Source organism: Sporosarcina sp. So3-204, from assembly GCF_058068165.1.
On record NZ_CM176485.1, the window covers coordinates 2,077,862 to 2,095,522 of the forward strand.

21 protein-coding genes and 1 other annotated feature are annotated in these 17,661 nt (G+C 37.6%); all 21 genes read right to left on the reverse strand.

Translation table 11 applies throughout. From position 1 onward, the window contains the following. Positions 1-11: 11 nt before the first annotated feature. Entirely contained in the window at positions 12-341 is a 330-nt protein-coding gene (locus AC3RV6_RS10155; protein WP_489745926.1) for a ribosomal-processing cysteine protease Prp, read from the reverse strand. Positions 342-348: 7 nt separating this feature from the next. Next, complete coding sequence (rplU, locus tag AC3RV6_RS10160; protein ID WP_489745927.1) at positions 349-657, reverse strand: 50S ribosomal protein L21; 309 nt, start codon at positions 655-657, stop codon at positions 349-351. Between the two features lie 12 nt (positions 658-669). Beyond that, positions 670-744, reverse strand: a sequence feature (ribosomal protein L21 leader region). 41 nt (positions 745-785) lie between these two features. Continuing rightward, positions 786-1,400 carry a site-2 protease family protein gene (locus AC3RV6_RS10165; protein WP_489745928.1) on the reverse strand — a complete coding sequence of 205 codons (615 nt, stop codon included), beginning with the start codon at positions 1,398-1,400 and terminating at the stop codon, positions 786-788. Next, a complete protein-coding gene (locus AC3RV6_RS10170; protein WP_489745929.1) occupies positions 1,397-1,939 on the reverse strand; it encodes a peptidoglycan DD-metalloendopeptidase family protein in 543 nt (180 codons plus the stop codon). The genes AC3RV6_RS10165 and AC3RV6_RS10170 overlap by 4 nt, the downstream gene beginning before the upstream one ends. Positions 1,940-2,091: 152 nt before the next feature. Continuing rightward, positions 2,092-2,889, reverse strand: a complete 798-nt coding sequence (gene minD, locus AC3RV6_RS10175) for a septum site-determining protein MinD (RefSeq protein ID WP_489745930.1) — start codon at positions 2,887-2,889, stop codon at positions 2,092-2,094. A 1-nt stretch (position 2,890) separates the two neighbouring features. Beyond that, on the reverse strand, positions 2,891-3,562 hold the full coding sequence (gene minC, locus AC3RV6_RS10180) for a septum site-determining protein MinC (protein ID WP_489749231.1): 672 nt from the start codon (positions 3,560-3,562) through the stop codon (positions 2,891-2,893). Between the two features lie 26 nt (positions 3,563-3,588). Beyond that, positions 3,589-4,113, reverse strand: coding sequence for a rod shape-determining protein MreD (mreD, locus tag AC3RV6_RS10185; protein WP_489745931.1), 525 nt, complete (start codon positions 4,111-4,113; stop codon positions 3,589-3,591). Then, positions 4,110-5,006, reverse strand: a complete 897-nt coding sequence (gene mreC / locus AC3RV6_RS10190; RefSeq protein WP_489745932.1) for a rod shape-determining protein MreC — start codon at positions 5,004-5,006, stop codon at positions 4,110-4,112. Before mreC ends, mreD begins: the two co-directional genes overlap by 4 nt. 156 nt (positions 5,007-5,162) lie before the next feature. Beyond that, the gene (locus tag AC3RV6_RS10195) at positions 5,163-6,179 is read right to left on the reverse strand and encodes a rod shape-determining protein (protein ID WP_489745933.1); all 1,017 of its coding nucleotides are present in this window, start codon (positions 6,177-6,179) and stop codon (positions 5,163-5,165) included. Between the two features lie 91 nt (positions 6,180-6,270). Beyond that, positions 6,271-6,969 (reverse strand): RadC family protein, encoded by a 699-nt coding sequence (gene radC / locus AC3RV6_RS10200; RefSeq protein WP_489745934.1) that lies wholly within the window; start codon positions 6,967-6,969, stop codon positions 6,271-6,273. A 2-nt stretch (positions 6,970-6,971) separates the two neighbouring features. Next, a complete protein-coding gene (locus AC3RV6_RS10205; protein ID WP_489745935.1) occupies positions 6,972-7,574 on the reverse strand; it encodes a Maf family protein in 603 nt (200 codons plus the stop codon). A 94-nt stretch (positions 7,575-7,668) separates the two neighbouring features. Next, positions 7,669-8,310 carry a hypothetical protein gene (locus AC3RV6_RS10210; protein WP_489745936.1) on the reverse strand — a complete coding sequence of 214 codons (642 nt, stop codon included), beginning with the start codon at positions 8,308-8,310 and terminating at the stop codon, positions 7,669-7,671. Between the two features lie 149 nt (positions 8,311-8,459). Next, positions 8,460-9,215, reverse strand: a complete 756-nt coding sequence (locus AC3RV6_RS10215; protein ID WP_489745937.1) for a prepilin peptidase — start codon at positions 9,213-9,215, stop codon at positions 8,460-8,462. Continuing rightward, positions 9,216-9,896: a LysM peptidoglycan-binding domain-containing protein gene (locus tag AC3RV6_RS10220; RefSeq protein WP_489745938.1), complete on the reverse strand. Its 681-nt coding sequence runs from the start codon at positions 9,894-9,896 to the stop codon at positions 9,216-9,218. Beyond that, positions 9,889-10,560, reverse strand: coding sequence for a PilN domain-containing protein (locus tag AC3RV6_RS10225; RefSeq protein ID WP_489745939.1), 672 nt, complete (start codon positions 10,558-10,560; stop codon positions 9,889-9,891). Before AC3RV6_RS10225 ends, AC3RV6_RS10220 begins: the two co-directional genes overlap by 8 nt. A gap of 2 nt (positions 10,561-10,562) precedes the next feature. Then, complete coding sequence (gene pilM, locus AC3RV6_RS10230) at positions 10,563-11,510, reverse strand: type IV pilus biogenesis protein PilM (protein WP_489745940.1); 948 nt, start codon at positions 11,508-11,510, stop codon at positions 10,563-10,565. A gap of 247 nt (positions 11,511-11,757) precedes the next feature. After that, positions 11,758-12,198, reverse strand: a complete 441-nt coding sequence (locus AC3RV6_RS10235; protein WP_489745941.1) for a prepilin-type N-terminal cleavage/methylation domain-containing protein — start codon at positions 12,196-12,198, stop codon at positions 11,758-11,760. A 123-nt stretch (positions 12,199-12,321) separates the two neighbouring features. Continuing rightward, positions 12,322-13,533, reverse strand: a complete 1,212-nt coding sequence (locus tag AC3RV6_RS10240; RefSeq protein ID WP_489745942.1) for a type II secretion system F family protein — start codon at positions 13,531-13,533, stop codon at positions 12,322-12,324. Positions 13,534-13,535: 2 nt separating this feature from the next. Beyond that, entirely contained in the window at positions 13,536-14,573 is a 1,038-nt protein-coding gene (locus tag AC3RV6_RS10245) for a type IV pilus twitching motility protein PilT (protein ID WP_489745943.1), read from the reverse strand. A gap of 11 nt (positions 14,574-14,584) precedes the next feature. Next, the gene (locus tag AC3RV6_RS10250) at positions 14,585-16,243 is read right to left on the reverse strand and encodes a GspE/PulE family protein (RefSeq protein ID WP_489745944.1); all 1,659 of its coding nucleotides are present in this window, start codon (positions 16,241-16,243) and stop codon (positions 14,585-14,587) included. Further along, on the reverse strand, positions 16,240-17,661 hold the full coding sequence (locus AC3RV6_RS10255; protein WP_489745945.1) for a VanW family protein: 1,422 nt from the start codon (positions 17,659-17,661) through the stop codon (positions 16,240-16,242). The genes AC3RV6_RS10250 and AC3RV6_RS10255 overlap by 4 nt, the downstream gene beginning before the upstream one ends.

A 17,661-nucleotide genomic window follows, 5' to 3' on the forward strand; every position in this document is an offset into this window, starting at 1 on the left:
TATGCCACCTCCTACTTTTTAAAAATAATTTTAATATATTGCCCATAGTCTGTTTCAATCGTCTGTAAGGAAACAATCATTGCCTGTACAATTAATTGACAGTCAGCATCGTTTTTCATCGATTTAGGGAAAGCTACTTTTAAGTAACCACCGTCTGATCCTTGTTGGATTTTAGGCGTATCTCCTGTAAGTGTAATAATTGCATTAACAGCACCAAAAGATACTGCAGATGCAGCTGCACAAACAAGATCTTTTCCGTGTTCCGCGAACTCCGCATGGCCTGACATCTCAAATGATTGAATGCGACCAGATTGTCCTTTTTCAACCAATACTGTAATCATAGCGGCCTTATGCGTTAATTTCGCCAATAATTACTTTAGTAAATGGTTGACGATGACCTAATTTTCTGTGGTAGTTATTCTTTGGCTTATATTTAAATACCGTAATTTTTTTAGCACGGTCCTGTTTAACAACTTTAGCTGTTACAGTAGCACCTTCCACTAATGGAGCGCCGACTTTTACGTTATCTCCACCTACGAATAGAACTTTGTCAAAAGTAACGATATCGTTCACATCAGCGATAAGTTTCTCGATGATGATTTCTTGACCTTTTTCAACTTTGATTTGTTTTCCACCAGTTTCAATAATTGCGTACATACTTGCACCTCCTCATATACTCAGACTCGCCTTCAAAAGGTGATCCAACGGGATACTTATACCTTTTAAGCGCGGTTGTAGCCCAGGTGCGCTACATTCAATAACATTAAAATATTACCACGTAGAGATTATTTAGTCAACCTTTTTATTTGAATGTTTTTAAAAGCTCTATCATATCTTCGGAAACGAAACATCCCTATGTTTTGAATAAATAAAAATAGTGTTAATAAAATGTACGGTAATGTTCCTGGATAATAGAAACTGAGCATAATAAAGCAGATAGAAAGGAATACCATTGAATAGATAAGCATTAACGTTATTGTACTATATTCAGAACCCTCTTTTTCAAGCATAGCTGTAAGTACATGTCCTCCGTCAAGCGGTAAAATTGGTAAAAGATTAAGACCGAGTAAAATTAATTGAATCTTTATAACAAATTCATCGCCTGGAAAGGAAAAAATCAATGCAATTACAAGAAGCACCCCAGTTGCTGCTGGCCCACCCAGTGCTAGGATGACACGATTTCGCCTTCTCTCAAAGTGCCTACGAGGAATAACAAGTTCCCCGCCGTAAGGCATGATGGTACACGACCTCACACGCATCCCCATTAGACGTGCAGCGACTAGATGACCCACTTCATGAATGATAAGTGAAAGCATAATAATTGTGTAAGTGGATAAATTTCCAGTTATTATTAGAAATAAAATTATCGGCAGCAAAATCGGATGCAACCGAAATTTCATTCAACCGAACCCGATAGATATGCCGGCAATAAAGAAGCCTCCATATTAACGCCATCACGCTTAACCATTAGATAAAATGTTTCTTCACCCATCAAAGCGATGGTTTCACCTCTTTTTACAGATGTATAAGGAAGTTTCGAGAACGTACCTACAAAGCCGTATGTCACTTCATCTCCGTCGTCATATAAAATAGTTATCGTTTTCCCAGTCTGTCGTGTAAATCCAGTGAAAGTGACGAGTCCATTGTTCTGTGCATCAATGGACAAAGGACGCGTATAAGATACAATCACACCTTCGTGATAGGGCTGTATTGATTCATAACCTTTAAGCAAGTCATTTTCAACATTGACTGGAATCGTTTCGGAGTTAGAAGAATCAATTATAGATGATACCCACTTCTTCATCGCTAAAAAGTCTTCACCCGTCGTGACATAATGAGTAACAGGCTGTTTGATTACACCGAAGTTTTCTAACCGTGCCACACCAATCACAGCAATTGTAAGTATAATCGCCAACATCCACTTCGTCCGCCATTTCAATAACTCACACCACCCGTTTTTTTTAGTATATGACTGATGGCATTGGAATATTATTGTAGTGGCATGTATTATGTACAGCGTTAGCGTTTCTAATAACGCCAAGACATCGAAAACCCCCATTGCGGGTTGACGTCGCATTGAGGGTTTCGTTTTTATTTTGTAAATAAAGATTTTAATTTTCCAAAAAATCCAGTTTTGCCTTTATCAAGTGACATAAGTGGTACTGACTCACCGAGGATTCGGCGAGCAATATTACGGTAGCCGATCGCTGCTAAATTAGCAGGATCCATAACGACAGGCTCACCTCTATTAGATGAAGTAATAACATTCTCATCGTCTAGCACAATACCAAGTAAATCTATTGATAGATGTGCCGTAATTTCATTTACATCTAGTGCATCTTTGCTCTCCATTAGGTGCCGTCTAATTCTATTAATAATTAGTTTTGGTGGCTCAATTTTTTCTTGTTCCAATAAACCTATAATTCGATCCGCGTCACGTACTGCCGAAATTTCTGGAGTCGTCACAACAATCGCTCGATCGGCACCTGCAACAGCATTTTTGTACCCTTGTTCAATACCCGCCGGACAATCAATCAAGACATAGTCATAATCACGTTTCAAGTCATCTATTAATAGTTTCATCTGATCCGCGTTAATCGCATTTTTGTCTGTCGTTTGTGCAGCTGGTAATAAAAATAAGCCATCCTCAAAACGCTTATCTTTTACAAGTGCTTGGTGCACCTTACAGCGTCCTTCAATAACATCAACAAGATCATAAATGATACGATTTTCAAGTCCTAGAATGACATCAAGGTTTCTTAGACCAATATCCGTATCCACTAGACATACTTTTTTCCCTTGAAGTGCCAATGCAGTTCCAAGGTTTGCTGTTGTCGTCGTTTTACCGACGCCGCCTTTACCTGAAGTTATTACGATTGCTTCTCCCACATTAGCTTCCTCCTTTAAATGATGACAATTGCGGGCGGAGAATTCGAAGCTCTTGCAACCGATCGATTGCAATAAAGCCATTCGAATGTAAATAAGCACATTCCATTTCCGGATGTTCTGAAAGTATTGTTAATTCATCCGTCATCAATTGAACCGTATCCGCGATCATCAAGTGTGTTGCCTCAAGCCAAGATGCAGCGATTACAGCCTCCGCATTGCCTTTTACGCCTGCATGTGCGATGCCTTTTAATCGACCAAGTACATAGATGCTACCAGCCGCGACAACACGTCCGTTTTGATTCACATCCCCGATGATAACTAAATCACCTGCAGCTTCTACAACTTGTCCAGAACGGACGATTCCAACGAATGTTTCAGATTGGCTTTCAACTATTCGTTCATTACATTCTTCCATCGTAATAACGTCACTTTGTATTTTTGAAACACGCAAATTAGGCGAACCATGAATTGCGTTCATAATTTCTTTTAGCTCATCTTCGTTGCAATAGCGGTTACCTGTATGGATTTGCACTTCTGAAAGTCCTTCCAATCCATCCTCAGCCACTTTTTTACGGAGTTCGGTAAGCAAATCCGAATAAGCGCACTTGTCGTCGAGCCGTAGGACTAACCCTTCCTTCGTCCCTTTGATCGTTACATACTGCTGTTTCGTCACTTGCTTCACCCCGCACCTTCTTTCATTCATAAAGCATCCTTTTGAACAATCATTGCTTTACTGTCCATTAATTTTTTAAATAACCAGCCGAACATGATAACAAATATTAGATTCGCAAGCATAGTTGGTACAAGCCTATTACTAAAAAATTCATTTAAGTCGATTGAAGTGATTCCTATTAAACTAGCAAAGCCATATGATAGCATTTCAAGTAGAGCGATAAGGAATAAGGATAATATCATAACGGTCAAATAATTGCGTTGTACATAGCGGATAAGCATGACAGCAATTAAGCAAATCATCGGATACAGGAATGCGTATAATCCAATAATATCAATGTAAAACATATCATACAAGAGGCCAAAGACGATGCCGCATATTATCGCATAGCGCCGACTGTAATATATCGCGGTAAAAATTAGATGAACAATTACAAAACGCGGTACCAAAGTATAAAGTTCGTCACCGAAACTAACCGGAGAAAATAAGCTGAATACTGGTTCAAGAAAAAAAAGAATAATTGCAACAAGAGGGATAACAGACCTAATCATGATCCATCCTCCCCCTCCGTAACATCCGTTCCGGTACCGTCTGTGCCGTTTAAATCAATTTCAGAATTACGTTTTACAACAATTACATGATCTAACATTGAAAACTGAGCAGCAGGACGAATATAAGCTAATTTGGTAAGACCGTGGTCATCTGTTGACACTTCAGTTATCTCCCCAATTAGTAATCCTTTCGGAAAAATTCCTCCGAGTCCTGATGAAATAACTTTTGCGCCTTCTTTTAAATCAAAACTAGAATCTATGCGCTTCATAATAAGTTCACCACGTAAGCGGTCATATCCTTCAATAAGACCAAATACTGGTTCCTCACCCGGAACGACTGACGAAACTCTAAAATCATGATTTTCAGTCGATAATAATTCAATCGATGATGTAGAAGTAGTTACAAGTACGACTTTACCAATTAGTCCAGTAGCCGTTACTACCGCCATATTTTTTTCAATTCCATGCGCACTGCCTTTGTCAATAATAATTTTTTCTTCCCACTGATCGGGGTTTCTTGAAATCACTGTTGCTTGAATAGATTCATAATCATTAAGATCATCTTTTTTATCAATTATTTGACGTAAACGACCATTTTCTGCGCGAACTTCTATTAACTCTGCCTGACTTGCTGCATACTCGCTAAGCCGCACTTTTAATGTCTTATTTTCTTCGTATGTATTCAAAATCCCATCGATATTCCCGATAACACCTGTTATATAATGCGCAGGTTTCGAAAAAAACGATTGTCCGAAACCAACGACATCCTTTACAATTTGTTCAGGCAGGGAAGCATTTTGCCGGTCTCTCAGGGTGAATGAAATTAATGCTACTAAGACGATGACGCCTACAAGCAATAATATCAAACGTTTATTAGATAAAAATCGCGGCATTGCCCATTTCCTCCCTCATTTATCCCGCATTTGCGGGCAGTTCAATTTTCAATTACAGATTTAAAAATCTAGTGACGCAAAAGTCAACTGCCCACAAAAACAAGAATGGTTAAACAATCAGTCACTCGCAACAAGTTATGCTAATTGGACTGTCTATTATCTAGTTTGCATCTTTTTAATAATATCAAAGTTATCCAATGCTTTACCAGTCCCAATTGCTACACAATCCAGTGGATCGTCTGCAATAAATACAGGCATATTTGTCTCATCTGAAATCACTTTATCAAGATCTCTTAATAAAGCACCGCCGCCCGTAAGAACGATACCACGCTCCATGACGTCTGATGATAATTCCGGTGGTGTCGTTTCAAGTGTTTTCTTGACACCTTCAATTATTTGTAAAATTGATTCGCGTAAAGCATCAACAATTTCATCTGAGGAAATTTCAATTGTTTTTGGAAGTCCTGTGACAAGATCTCTTCCTCGGATATCCATTTTTTCAGGTTTTGCAGCTTTTTTAGCCATACCAATTTCAATCTTTATAGCTTCTGATGTACGTTCACCAATCGTTAAATTGTATGTTTTACGTATGTAGCTTGTAATAGCACCGTCCATCGTATCTCCACCAACACGAATGGATTCACTCGTTACGATACCGCCAAGTGAAATAACAGCTACTTCAGTAGTACCTCCACCGATATCAACAACCATACTTCCTGTAGGTTCCCAAACTGGAAGATTCGCGCCTATTGCAGCAGCAAATGGTTCTTCAATCGTAAAAGCGTCTTTAGCACCCGCTTGGCGAGATGCGTCAATAACTGCTCTTTGCTCAACAGATGTTATGCCATAAGGTACACAAACCATAACATTCGGTTTTTTCCAAGATCCACCAGAAGCTTTCATTGCTTCTTTCATATAGTGTTCAATCATTGCTGTTGTAATTTCATAATCTGCAATTACACCATCTTTCATCGGGCGTATCGCAACTATTGAACCAGGTGTACGACCAATCATATTTCTTGCCGCACTACCGACAGCAACGATTTCACCTGTATGTGTATTTTTCGCGACTACTGAAGGTTCCCGCAGCACGATACCTTTTCCTTTAATAAAGACTAATGTATTTGCTGTTCCAAGATCAATTCCTACGTCTTTTCCACCAATTCCAAACAAATTTATTCTTCCTTTCTTCTGAACCGCTTAATTACGGCATTCATTAAATCATACACCACATTATAGCGGATTAGCGAAGAAAGTGACAGTGTCACATATACCCTTTTTCCTTTAAGCTAATAAACTGATGGTCTCCAATTATAACATGATCAAGTAATTCAATGCCCATTAACGCCCCTGCCTCTAGTAATCTCTTTGTAACGCTGATGTCTTCTGGTGAAGGAGCGGGGTTTCCAGATGGATGATTATGGGCACAAATTATAGAGGCCGCAGAGCGTTTGACCGCCTCACGGAAGATATCACGTGGGTGCACGATAGAACTATTTAAACTACCAATAAAAATTGTTTGCTTATGAAGCACTTCATTTTTAACATTTAAAAACAATACAACAAAATGTTCCTGAGTAAGCGACGTCATATCCGTCATTAAATAAGCTGCGGCATCTTCTGGTGCACGAATAGTATAACGACCTTCTGAATGCTTCCTATAAAGTCGTTTACCAATCTCAGCGGCTGCTAAAATTTGAACCGCTTTAGCTTGCCCTACACCTTTAACCTCCATAAGTTGCTCAACGGTTGCATCCCTTATGTCTTGGATTTTATCGAACGAAGATAGGATTCGATTAGCAAGTACGAGGACAGACTCATTTTTAGTACCTGTCCGTAAAAGAATAGCAATTAGCTCTTGATTAGACAAGCTTGCAGCCCCTTGCCTAATCAAACGTTCTCTTGGCCTGTCTGCAATATGGACGTCACGAATCATCATTTTCGGTTCAAGATCAATAGGCATTATTATGCATCTCCTTTCAGAGATAGGACATTTAAAGATAGTAAATGCCTAGAAAGAGCAGCAATTGGCAGTCCCATAACAGCATAATAATCGCCTTCAATCCCTTTAACAAAAAGTCCGCCACTCGTTTGAATGCCATAACCGCCAGCCTTGTCTAATGAGTCACCTGTAGCAATATACGCATCAATTAATGCATCGTCTAGTTCATAAAAAGTAACCTTTGTTTCACTAGAAAATGTGTTAATTGTTCCATCTACTATAACTACAACAGCTGTTACGACGAAATGCGTTTGCCCTGAAAGCTCTTGCAAAAAAACTTTCGCTTCTTCATTGTTTTCGGGTTTTGGAAATATTCGTGTCCCTAACCCAACAATCGTGTCTGCCCCAATAATTACAGCGTTCGGGTAATCTTTCGCTACAGCTTCAGACTTTTCCAAGGCAAGATTTTCCGCATAATTCTTAAAGTTTGCCGTGCTAAGCCCTTTTTCATTTTCAACAACATTACTCACAACAACATTAAATGGGACGCCCAGCATTGCAAAAAGTTCCCTCCTTCGCGGCGAACCGGAAGCAAGAATAATAGGTTTATTCGATTCAAATTGCATAGTAATTCCTCCTTTTATTTAGTGTAGCCGATATTGGCAGAGGAGAAAATTGTATACTAAATCGAATAACGGCATTTCAGCTAGCCTATCGCTTTCAAAAAGAGATATTGATACAGTCTTTAGTATACGAATACTGCGCTAATAAGTGTAGTCGAATGACTTGTAAATCATCAGTAAACGCTGTAATAGAAGTAATGCTACGATTAAAATCTTCAGTTTTTTTATCATCTGTCTCGCTAACTAAAGAATTTATTTTCGCAATATCTGTAAACGATAGAACATCACGCAGTTTTTTCTCTCCGATTACTTCACACGCTGAAGGATCAGCCAGGAATCTTTTACGAAAAGTACCTTCCCCTTCGCCAAGAATAATTTCAGAATCAGTTAAGCCAACAGCTGACCAAACAAAGTATTGATCACCAGCTTTAATAATTGCCGCGGTTGCCAATTTAGGGTCCGCAGTGATGAATGCTGCAGCAGATGCAGAAGTCGTAAACGCGCCGTGCTGCTTCGCGAATAATTCAAGTGGTTCACCTGAAGAATTTGTAGGTACGTCCGTTTCTGATGAAGCAGGGACTGTTACCGGTGCTTCATCTGGTTCTTTTACGGCAACCTTTTTGTCACCAGTACTCATAATGATAAATCCAATAAGCGCCACCGCAGCAACACCTATAATAACGCCGTGAAGCATAGCCATAAAGACAGTTACATTTGAATAACGTTTGCCAAAATTCAATTTAATCCACCCCGATTTTGTCCGATTGGTTCTACAGGCATCCAGAAAAATTGTTTTCTGCTGAATGATGTATCACTTTTATAACCGTAACAGTTGGGATGTAAAAAAAAGCAAGACGCCTGTCACCTTGCTCAAGATAATTTATCGACTTATATGAACAGACTTCCATACCATTCGACAAGATGTACGCCCCAGAAGTAGGCAATGACTGCGGCAATTGCAATAGATGGGCCGAAGGGAATAGGCGTTTTCCGACCTTTTCCTGTCTTTTTTAATAGTATGATGCCTATAATCGAACCAATAAAAGCGGCAAGAAATAACGTCATCAACGTCTGAACAGTTCCTAACACTAAGCCAAGTACGAAAAACAGTTTAATATCCCCACCACCCATTCCACCTTTTGAAACAAATGCGATGAGTAGAAGAACTCCAAAACCAACAGCCGCCCCTAAAAGGCTATCCCACCACGGTGATAGCGGCGAAAACAAACGCATGATAAATAAAACAATCGCGAATGGTAGAAGTATTTTATCAGGAATTAGCATATAAGCAATATCAGATACTGTAATAATGATAAGAAGCGACATAAAAAGAAGCGCAACAACTAACTCCAAACTAAATCCGAGCAAAAAGTAAGAAAGCGCAAATAAGACCCCTGTCATAAATTCCATGAACGGGTAAATCGGACTAATCTTCGAATTACAACCTCTGCATTTCCCTTTTAAAAATAGGTATGAAAATACTGGAATCAAATCTAACACGACAAGTTTCCGTTGACAAGTCGTGCAATGTGAAGGCGGCGATACGATTGATTCTTTTTTAGGTATACGTAACCCAACAACATTAAAAAAAGAACCGAATACAATACCGTAAATGAAAAATAAGACGACATATACTATAGTCATTTATTGTCCACCATCTTCTTTTCCTTGATTAAATGGAAACGGATCCGACTTGTCCGAACCAGATGGCGCGTTAACTTTCGGTGCTTCATTCATAAGATTTACAAGATCCCCACGATAAAAAGCAGAAAATGATACCGTTAACGTAATCGGCTCTTTTTCAACATCCGCTTCAATTACTTCGTCTGGACCTTCGAAATTAATCGAATCAATAATAAAAACTCGTTCCATTCGCTCGATTTCATCAATAAATTTTATTAGTTCAGGATAGGTATTTACTTCTAGATTTATTGTTGTTAATAGTTCAGAAACATTCTCAACATTGTCTAGTGGGGCTAAAATTTCAAATTCATTTTTTGTGAAACTAATATCTTTTACGACAGTCCCCGACTTTATCTCAGCCTCACTAATTTGAAGTAACACTGCATCCTCTAATGGTTTTACAGGTACTTTACGCTGCGCGCCTAATGTGCTTGTTGAATCTGATTTCTCTTTTGTAGTTACTTCTTTTCTAAGCGCAAACAAGATGTCACGCTCATAATCAGCAGATAATTTTTGTTGATTATTTACTGTTTTAACTGGTGAGAAGACGATAAAATAAGAATAACTACTTAGCGCAATTAAAAGTATTGAAGCAATGACAATTAAAAATATTTCTTTTTGTCGTTTTGTGAAATTACTCATTATTTTCGCCCTCCTCAGTCGTATTTCCGACTTCTTCAGTATCAATGGAGGTCTCAGGAATTTGTTCAACAACTAGCCGCTCATCAAAAAAGGACACCGTATAAACAGCTAAATAACGTGGTAACCTATGTATTTTTTTACCTTCTACAACATTAATGTCTTGAACAACTACTTCTTCAGAATTAACATCCTCAGCTGTCACAGATTCAAGAGTGACATCACTTATAAAATCGGCCGCCTGTAAACGTGTTAAATAATAAGCAGCTTCATTTGTCGTGTTAAATTGAACCATTAACGTAGCAGAATTAGGCGCAATAAAATCAAATGAATCAAAAAAACCACGATCAGGTAATAAGCCAATAAGTCCAGTTAATAGTGGTACTGTATCATACTGAAAGTTTTCAGCCCAAGAAACCGTAGACTCCAATGACTGTTTTTCAGCAGCAAACTCTGAAACTTGTAAAGATGTTTTTATTTCTGTTTGATCTTCTTTTAAATTCGCAATATGACTCTCAAGATTAGCAGTTTGTTTAGCATAGCTTTGTGCTAAAAGAAAGAAAACAAGCCAGATTATAATTGCTAATCCTATAATCGTTAAAGCAATAATGAGAAGTGTAGACCGTTCCCTATCTTTTTCTGGCAAAAGGTTAATATCAACTAACATTTCTACACCTCTTTCAACGCAAGTCCAATCGCCCGATTAAACCTTGCAGGTAATTCTTGACCAGTCACAAGTAGCAATGGTTTTTTCAGCAATAGATTCACTTTTATATTGATTTCTGCTTGCGCGATGGTAATTAACTCCTCCATGAAATCATACTCTCCATTAATCAGTAAATGTGTAATTGTAGCAGTTCCATTTAGCATATTATAGCGATAAAAATTAATAAGTTTTTGTAGTTCAGTGACAATTGTATTTGGACTAACAGTATCACTATCTGCATTCGTAATAACAGATAAATCTGCTGTATTTTCAAGGTCTACAGGTCGCATGAATAACGGATAATGTTCATGGAATATAGAGACTGTCAGTTTACCATCTTTTAAATCTGCAATCATGACATGTTCTTTACCAGTAAATTCATGTTGGGAATGCGCTAAACGATATAAAGCAAGTGGTGTGATATCCGCTTCTACAGGTTCAAGTTTTGCCTCTTCAAAAACATACTCATATTGATCAAGAATACTTTCTTGAGAAGCGATAATAATCGCTTCATGTTGTTCTAAATTCGGTTTATAAGGTACAACATCAAATACAGGATCAGTAAAAGGTAAATAAATCGTCGAACCAATTTCAAGAAAGAAATATCCTTTTAACTCATCATCAAATACGTCATCAGGATAAGCAACTTTACGAATAATGACGAATTGATCCGGCGCAAGGAAGCGTACAGATCGTTTAAATATCTTTAATTTTTCAATTGCGTCCGCCATTATCGAAACGATTGTATCTACATCAACAATCTTTCCTTCGACAACAATATTTGGTGGAAGGAGAAATTCCTCCGCTATATCGATGACGAGCGGGTCAATAGACTTTAGTGCAATATAACGAACTGCATCATCGTCAATCGTCATTGAAACGATTCGCTTTCGACGCGAGAAAATGGACATAGTGACAACTCCTAAGATTTATTCTGAATTGATTAAAATGTATTAATATACAAACTACTAGTATATCAATAATGTGGTTGAGGTAGCAATCCGAAATATACAAATAAATCGCAATGATTGGGGTAAGAATAGAGGAATAGATAGAAACATTAAAATCAAATGCCCAATCCATAATAGCAATAAAAAATTTAGACTTGGGCATTTGATCTGTATCACAATAAAAAGTAATTCTAATTTAGTAATTAAGTTAAGGGGTTGTTATAGCAGTAAATGTTGCATTACTTCCTTTTTGAGCATCATTATTGATTGCTTCTATTGTAGCATTTGTAAACGTAATAGACTTAGTTCCAGAAAAAACTACAGTAGCAGTAATTGTGTTCGGCGGACCTTGTGTTACTTCAACAGCAGGAAGAATTTTACCAGCACTTTCAAGAAAACCATCGGTCTTTAGCTTTGAAACTAAAACAGGAGATACTGCTGCAGGATCTTCAATAAAATACATATTTGCAGCATTTAAAACATTAATCGCATCAGCTTTTGCAGCACTGTACTTACTGTTAGCAAGAATATTCCCAATAGACGGTATTGCAATCGCTGCTATAATTCCTAAAATAACAATAACTGCAAGTAACTCGACAAGCGTTAAGCCCTTTTCATTTTTTAATCTGTTTTGTAATATTTTTTTCATTTGTATTGCCTCCCTTTATTTGTAAAAACTAACCTTCAATTCTATTATACCTAATCATTTCAAAATATCAAACTATTATTTCGTATTATTTATGACCTTTTTACTAATTTAGGATAAACACCATTACATTCCGTCTATGTTGTCAAATATTTCAAACATAGGCATTAAAATAGATAGAACTATAGTCCCTACTAGACCTGCAAGTAAAACTATCATTAACGGTTCGATAAGCGCTTTTAGGCGATCTGTTGCAGCGTCGACTTCTTTTTCATAAAAATCAGCCACCTTGCCCAGCATCGTATCTAAAGAACCAGTTTGTTCTCCAATAGCGATCATATGCGGAATTAGTGGCGGAAATGCCCAATGTCCGTCCATGGGTTCTGTTAATGAACCGCCTTGCTCCAGTGATTTTCTTGATTTTGCGAGGACACGAGAAATGACTTCGTTTTCAACCACTTTTTCTGTCATAGTCATCGCTTGTAAAATAGGTACAGAACTCGAGAATAACGAACTTAATGTTCTTGTCATCGTCGCAAGTACTGACTTCTTCATAATGTCTCCAAATATAGGTAATCGAAGTAAAAATGTATCAAGTATTAATTTACCTTCTTTATTTCGCCGCATCATCGTAATCCCGACAATAACTATTAGAACAAATAGTATAAGTAAGTACCAATAGCTTAATGCGAAGTCACTGGCTTTCATGACAAACTGCGTTAACAATGGCAATTCACCACCAAAACTTGCAAACATATCTACAAACATCGGTACAATCGTTGTGAGTAGAAATATGACAACACCTATCGCTAGTACACCAACAATAGCTGGATATGACATAGCAGATATAACTTTTTGTCTCGTTGCATGTGATTTCTCATAATGTTCTGCAAGACGGTCAAGAGAATCATCAATTGTTCCAGAAATTTCACCTGCCGCAATCATATTCACGACTAAAGGTTCAAACGCTTTAGGATGCTTCGCTAATGCAGCAGATAATGATCCACCACCGCGTAGTTCATCATTCACATTGATTAAGATTTTTTTAAACACTTTAGAATCAACTTGCAGTGACAGAATACGAATTGCATCTAAGATTGTAACGCCCGCACGCAATAAAGTTGAAAATTGCCTTAAAAACATTATAAAATGCTCTCTTTTAACCGGTTTTCCAATAACGATATCTTTCGTTAACGTCGTTTCTGCTTGCTCTGTTATATTTTTAACACGAATGCCTTGTCCTTTTAATTTAAGAGCAGCTTCCCGTTTATTAACCGCAACAATTAAGCCTTTTCGCGTCTTTTGTGCATCACGGCCTTCGTATTTAAAACGCGCCATTGTTAATCATTCCCTTCGAGAAAGGGACTTGCTGATTCGTATGAAATAATTTCTTTATCCAGAAAACTTTGAACAGATGTCGCCATCATATGCATACCTAATGATTTATTTGTTTGAATCACATTGGAAATTTGATGCGTTTTCTCCGTGCGAATTAAATTCGCAATCGCAGGATTATTAATCATAATTTCTGTAGCCGCTCTGCGTCCTTTTTTATCAGCAGTCTGGAAAAGTCTCTGTGAAACAACAGATGTTAGTACTCCTGCAAGTTGTATACGAATTTGCGATTGCTGTCCATGTGGGAAAACATCTATGATTCTATCAATTGTAGAAGCTGCACTCCATGTATGTAGCGTAGCAAGCACAAGATGCCCAGTTTCGGCTGCTGTAATAGCTGTTGAAATTGTTTCCAAATCACGCATTTCCCCAACTAAAATTACATCTGGATCTTGTCGTAAAGCTGCTCGTAATCCATCAGAGAAAGATAATGTGTCAAAACCTATTTCACGTTGATCGATAATCGAAGCACCATGCGCATGCATATACTCAATTGGATCTTCAAGGGTAATGATATGTTTTCGCATCGTTTCATTCATATATTTTATCATTGCTGCCAAAGTAGTTGATTTTCCTGAACCAGTGGGACCTGTCACCAAAATTAAACCTTGTCGAGTTTCAGCTAACTTTTTTAATGTTTCTGGTAATTGCAAATCATCTATGGTTGGAATTTTTGTGGGAATGGTACGAAATGCTAGCGAAATAGAGCCCCGTTGCTGGAAAGCATTTACCCTAAATCGAGCTGCACCAGCAACTTCATAAGAATAATCAATTTGACCACGCTCAACAAATTCTGGGTACATCTTTCCCGGAATCGTAAGTTTCGCAACGGATTCAGTAAACTCATCGTCAACTTCTATTTCTCCGTACCTCTTTAGATCCCCATACACGCGGAATATTGGTGGCACCCCAACAGTTAAGTGGATATCTGATGCATCCAATTTGAAAGCTGAACTTAACAAACCATCAATCTTGTTTTTCATACAAATACCCCCTACTCATACATCGCAACACGCAACACTTCTTCAGTCGTTGTAATTCCTTGTTTTACTTTTAATAAACCATCATCTATTAAGAAGATTGTCTTATTACGGACCGCTACTTCTCGAATTAAAGAAGTTGATCCGCCATTATTAATAATTTCACGCATTTCGTTATCTAAAATTAGTACTTCATGGATGGCAATACGTCCACGATAACCCGTCATATTACATGCAGAGCAACCTTTGCCGCGGACGATTTTTTCTATTTCAATGCCACGACTATTAAAAATCTCTATTTCACGCTTAGTTGCAGCGAATTCTTTTCCGCAGTCACGGCAAACGCGCCTAATTAAGCGTTGTGCCACAATCGCATTTACAGATGACGTAATAAGAAATGGTTCAATTCCCATATCAAGCATACGAGTTATTGAGGCAATTGAATCGTTCGTATGAATCGTACTTAGAACGAGATGACCTGTTAACGCAGCACGAATTGCAATTTCAACTGTTTCTTTATCTCGAATTTCTCCAACCATGACTATATCCGGATCTTGCCTTAAGATTGAGCGTAGACCAGCAGCAAAGGTTAACCCTACATTCGGATTCACCTGAATTTGATTAACCCCTTCAAGTTGATATTCAACAGGGTCTTCTACTGTAATAATATTTACTTCTTCAGAATTCAACTGATTTAAGGCCGCGTATAGAGTTGAAGATTTACCCGAACCCGTCGGCCCTGAAATAAGTACAATACCACTCGGTTTTTTGATTTGCGCAAGAAAACGTTCAAGATTAATTCGATTAAATCCAAGCTTCATCAAATCATTCAACGAACTACTAAGGTCTAGTATTCGAAGGACAATTTTTTCTCCATACACAGTCGGCAACGTCGATACACGGAGATCTATTGGTCTGAAATCTACGTTCGTCTTTATCCGTCCATCTTGTGGAATTCGATTTTCCGTAATATCCAAATTCGCCATTATTTTAATTCGCGCACTAATCATTGCCTGCATATGTTTCGGCAAAAAGCGTTCAGATTTCAAAATACCATCCACACGAAAGCGAATGACCACTTGACTTTCCTGAGGATCGATATGAATATCACTTGCCTTTTGTGTGACAGCAGACGACATAAGTTGATTGACGAGTCTAACGATTGGAGAGTCTAAATCAGTTAGTTCGTCTTGCTCTTCACGGCTATCATCTGGTTGGTCAGTAAAAAGTTCTTCAAATAATTCTTCATCATAGTATTTTGAAATTGTCCTTAAGATGTCATCTTTTGAAGCAATTGCCGTTTCAATATGAAAACCGGTTGATAGCCTTAAATCATCAACAGTTATATAATCCATTGGGTCTGACATTGCGACAAAAAGCTTGTCTCCTTCAGCTTTCAAAGGAACAAGAAGATTTCTTTTTGCAAATTCTTTATGCACGACATTAAATAGCTTCGGATCGAAAGGATACCTAAATAAATTGACGTGAGGAATTCCTAGTTGAAATTCAAGCACTTCAATTAATTGCTGTTCAGTAATATAACCGCGCTGAAGAAGTGTGTCACCAAGTTTTTGGTCATTCGGCTTATCTCTTAATGCAGTTTCTAGTTGTTCTTCAGTTATCAAGCTTGATTCGACGAGTAAATCTCCTAATCTTTTTCGTGTTGTCGTCATTTACCTCCCCCCTTTATTAGATTTCCACCTTTGTCATACTGCAAGTCTTCTTCGTCCGCCTTAACAGGATCCTTTTTCGGCGGATTCCCGTTAACATTGTTATTACTATTAGAATTTGATTGACCAGAATTAGAATCATTATTTCTACTTGTGTTATCATTTTCATTGTTACTTGAATTTTCATTTGATCCACTAGTTGAGCTATCACTTGAGTTTTCATTTAAATTATTATTTGAATCTGAATCATTGTCTGCTGATTGTTGTTCTTCTTCTTCTATTAGAGGAAGAATTTCTACTCTATGAATGGGTCGGTAAAAGTCAGTTGAAATCTCTTTACGTTCAATTTCTTCATTTTCATGAAAAACAAGTTTTGTTACAACTACTTCTTCCCCATTTTCTCCAACTTCCTGAATTTCCTTATTGCCTTTGGTAACCATTGCACTATATTGTTCTATCGTTCTTGGCTTAAATTCTTTGATTCCACCAACAGATATCTCATATGAATTAAGTAAGGGTAGACCATTTAAGGATACCATTAAGCTTTGACCAACAATCTCAACATTTAATACATAGCTTGATTTATTAACATTTGTAAACTTCAAGTCTATACCCAGATGCTTGTCAATGGCTGCCTCATAACCTATCGGTATATCCTTATGTAAAGTCTCACCAATATAACGCTCATCGATGGCAAAATTTGTTTTCAAAATTGTTGAATAAAGTACAGATGCTAAAGTAGTTAGTTCTTCATCATTAATGACGCCTAAATTATTAGTCTCCATAAATTCTAATAGCGAGAAAGTAGAAAACGCATTAATTTCCGTCCCATTTAACATTTGAATTATATTTGTAGTGTCATTATTAATAGATGATAAAGTCAAAGATGACTTCGCGATTTCAGTATTTAGAAATTCTGCTCCAGATAAGAAGTCACTAATATAGATTTGCACAGGCATAATACCTGTTTCAAGCGCTTTCTCGATACCAGAGGCTATCCCAGTCACATCTTCATCTGTAAAGTTAATGGGTGAGAATTGCTGATTGAGAACAGTTCGGAGTGAATCTTCAGAAACAGTTGTTTTAACAGCATTTTCTTTGCCAGTTTCCGCAACATCTATTGTTTCCTGCATGTCAAAAGTAACTGCATCAACGGGTAATTGAACCATCACATCTTGAAAAATAAGTTCTGCTTCAAAATTTTCGCTTAACGAATTGAAGTCTGTTGATAAAACTCCCTTCACTTTAGACTCTTTCATATTAGAGACATTGACAGTTCCTATGTATGATTGTTTTCCAAAATCATTTTTAGAATAAAACACTTTGTTGACCGCAAGCGCTGCACCAGCAGATGTGCCGTAGAAAAATAGAGTTGCTGCTAGAATACTAATAAATATAGTTAGAAAACCTTTATTCGCCAC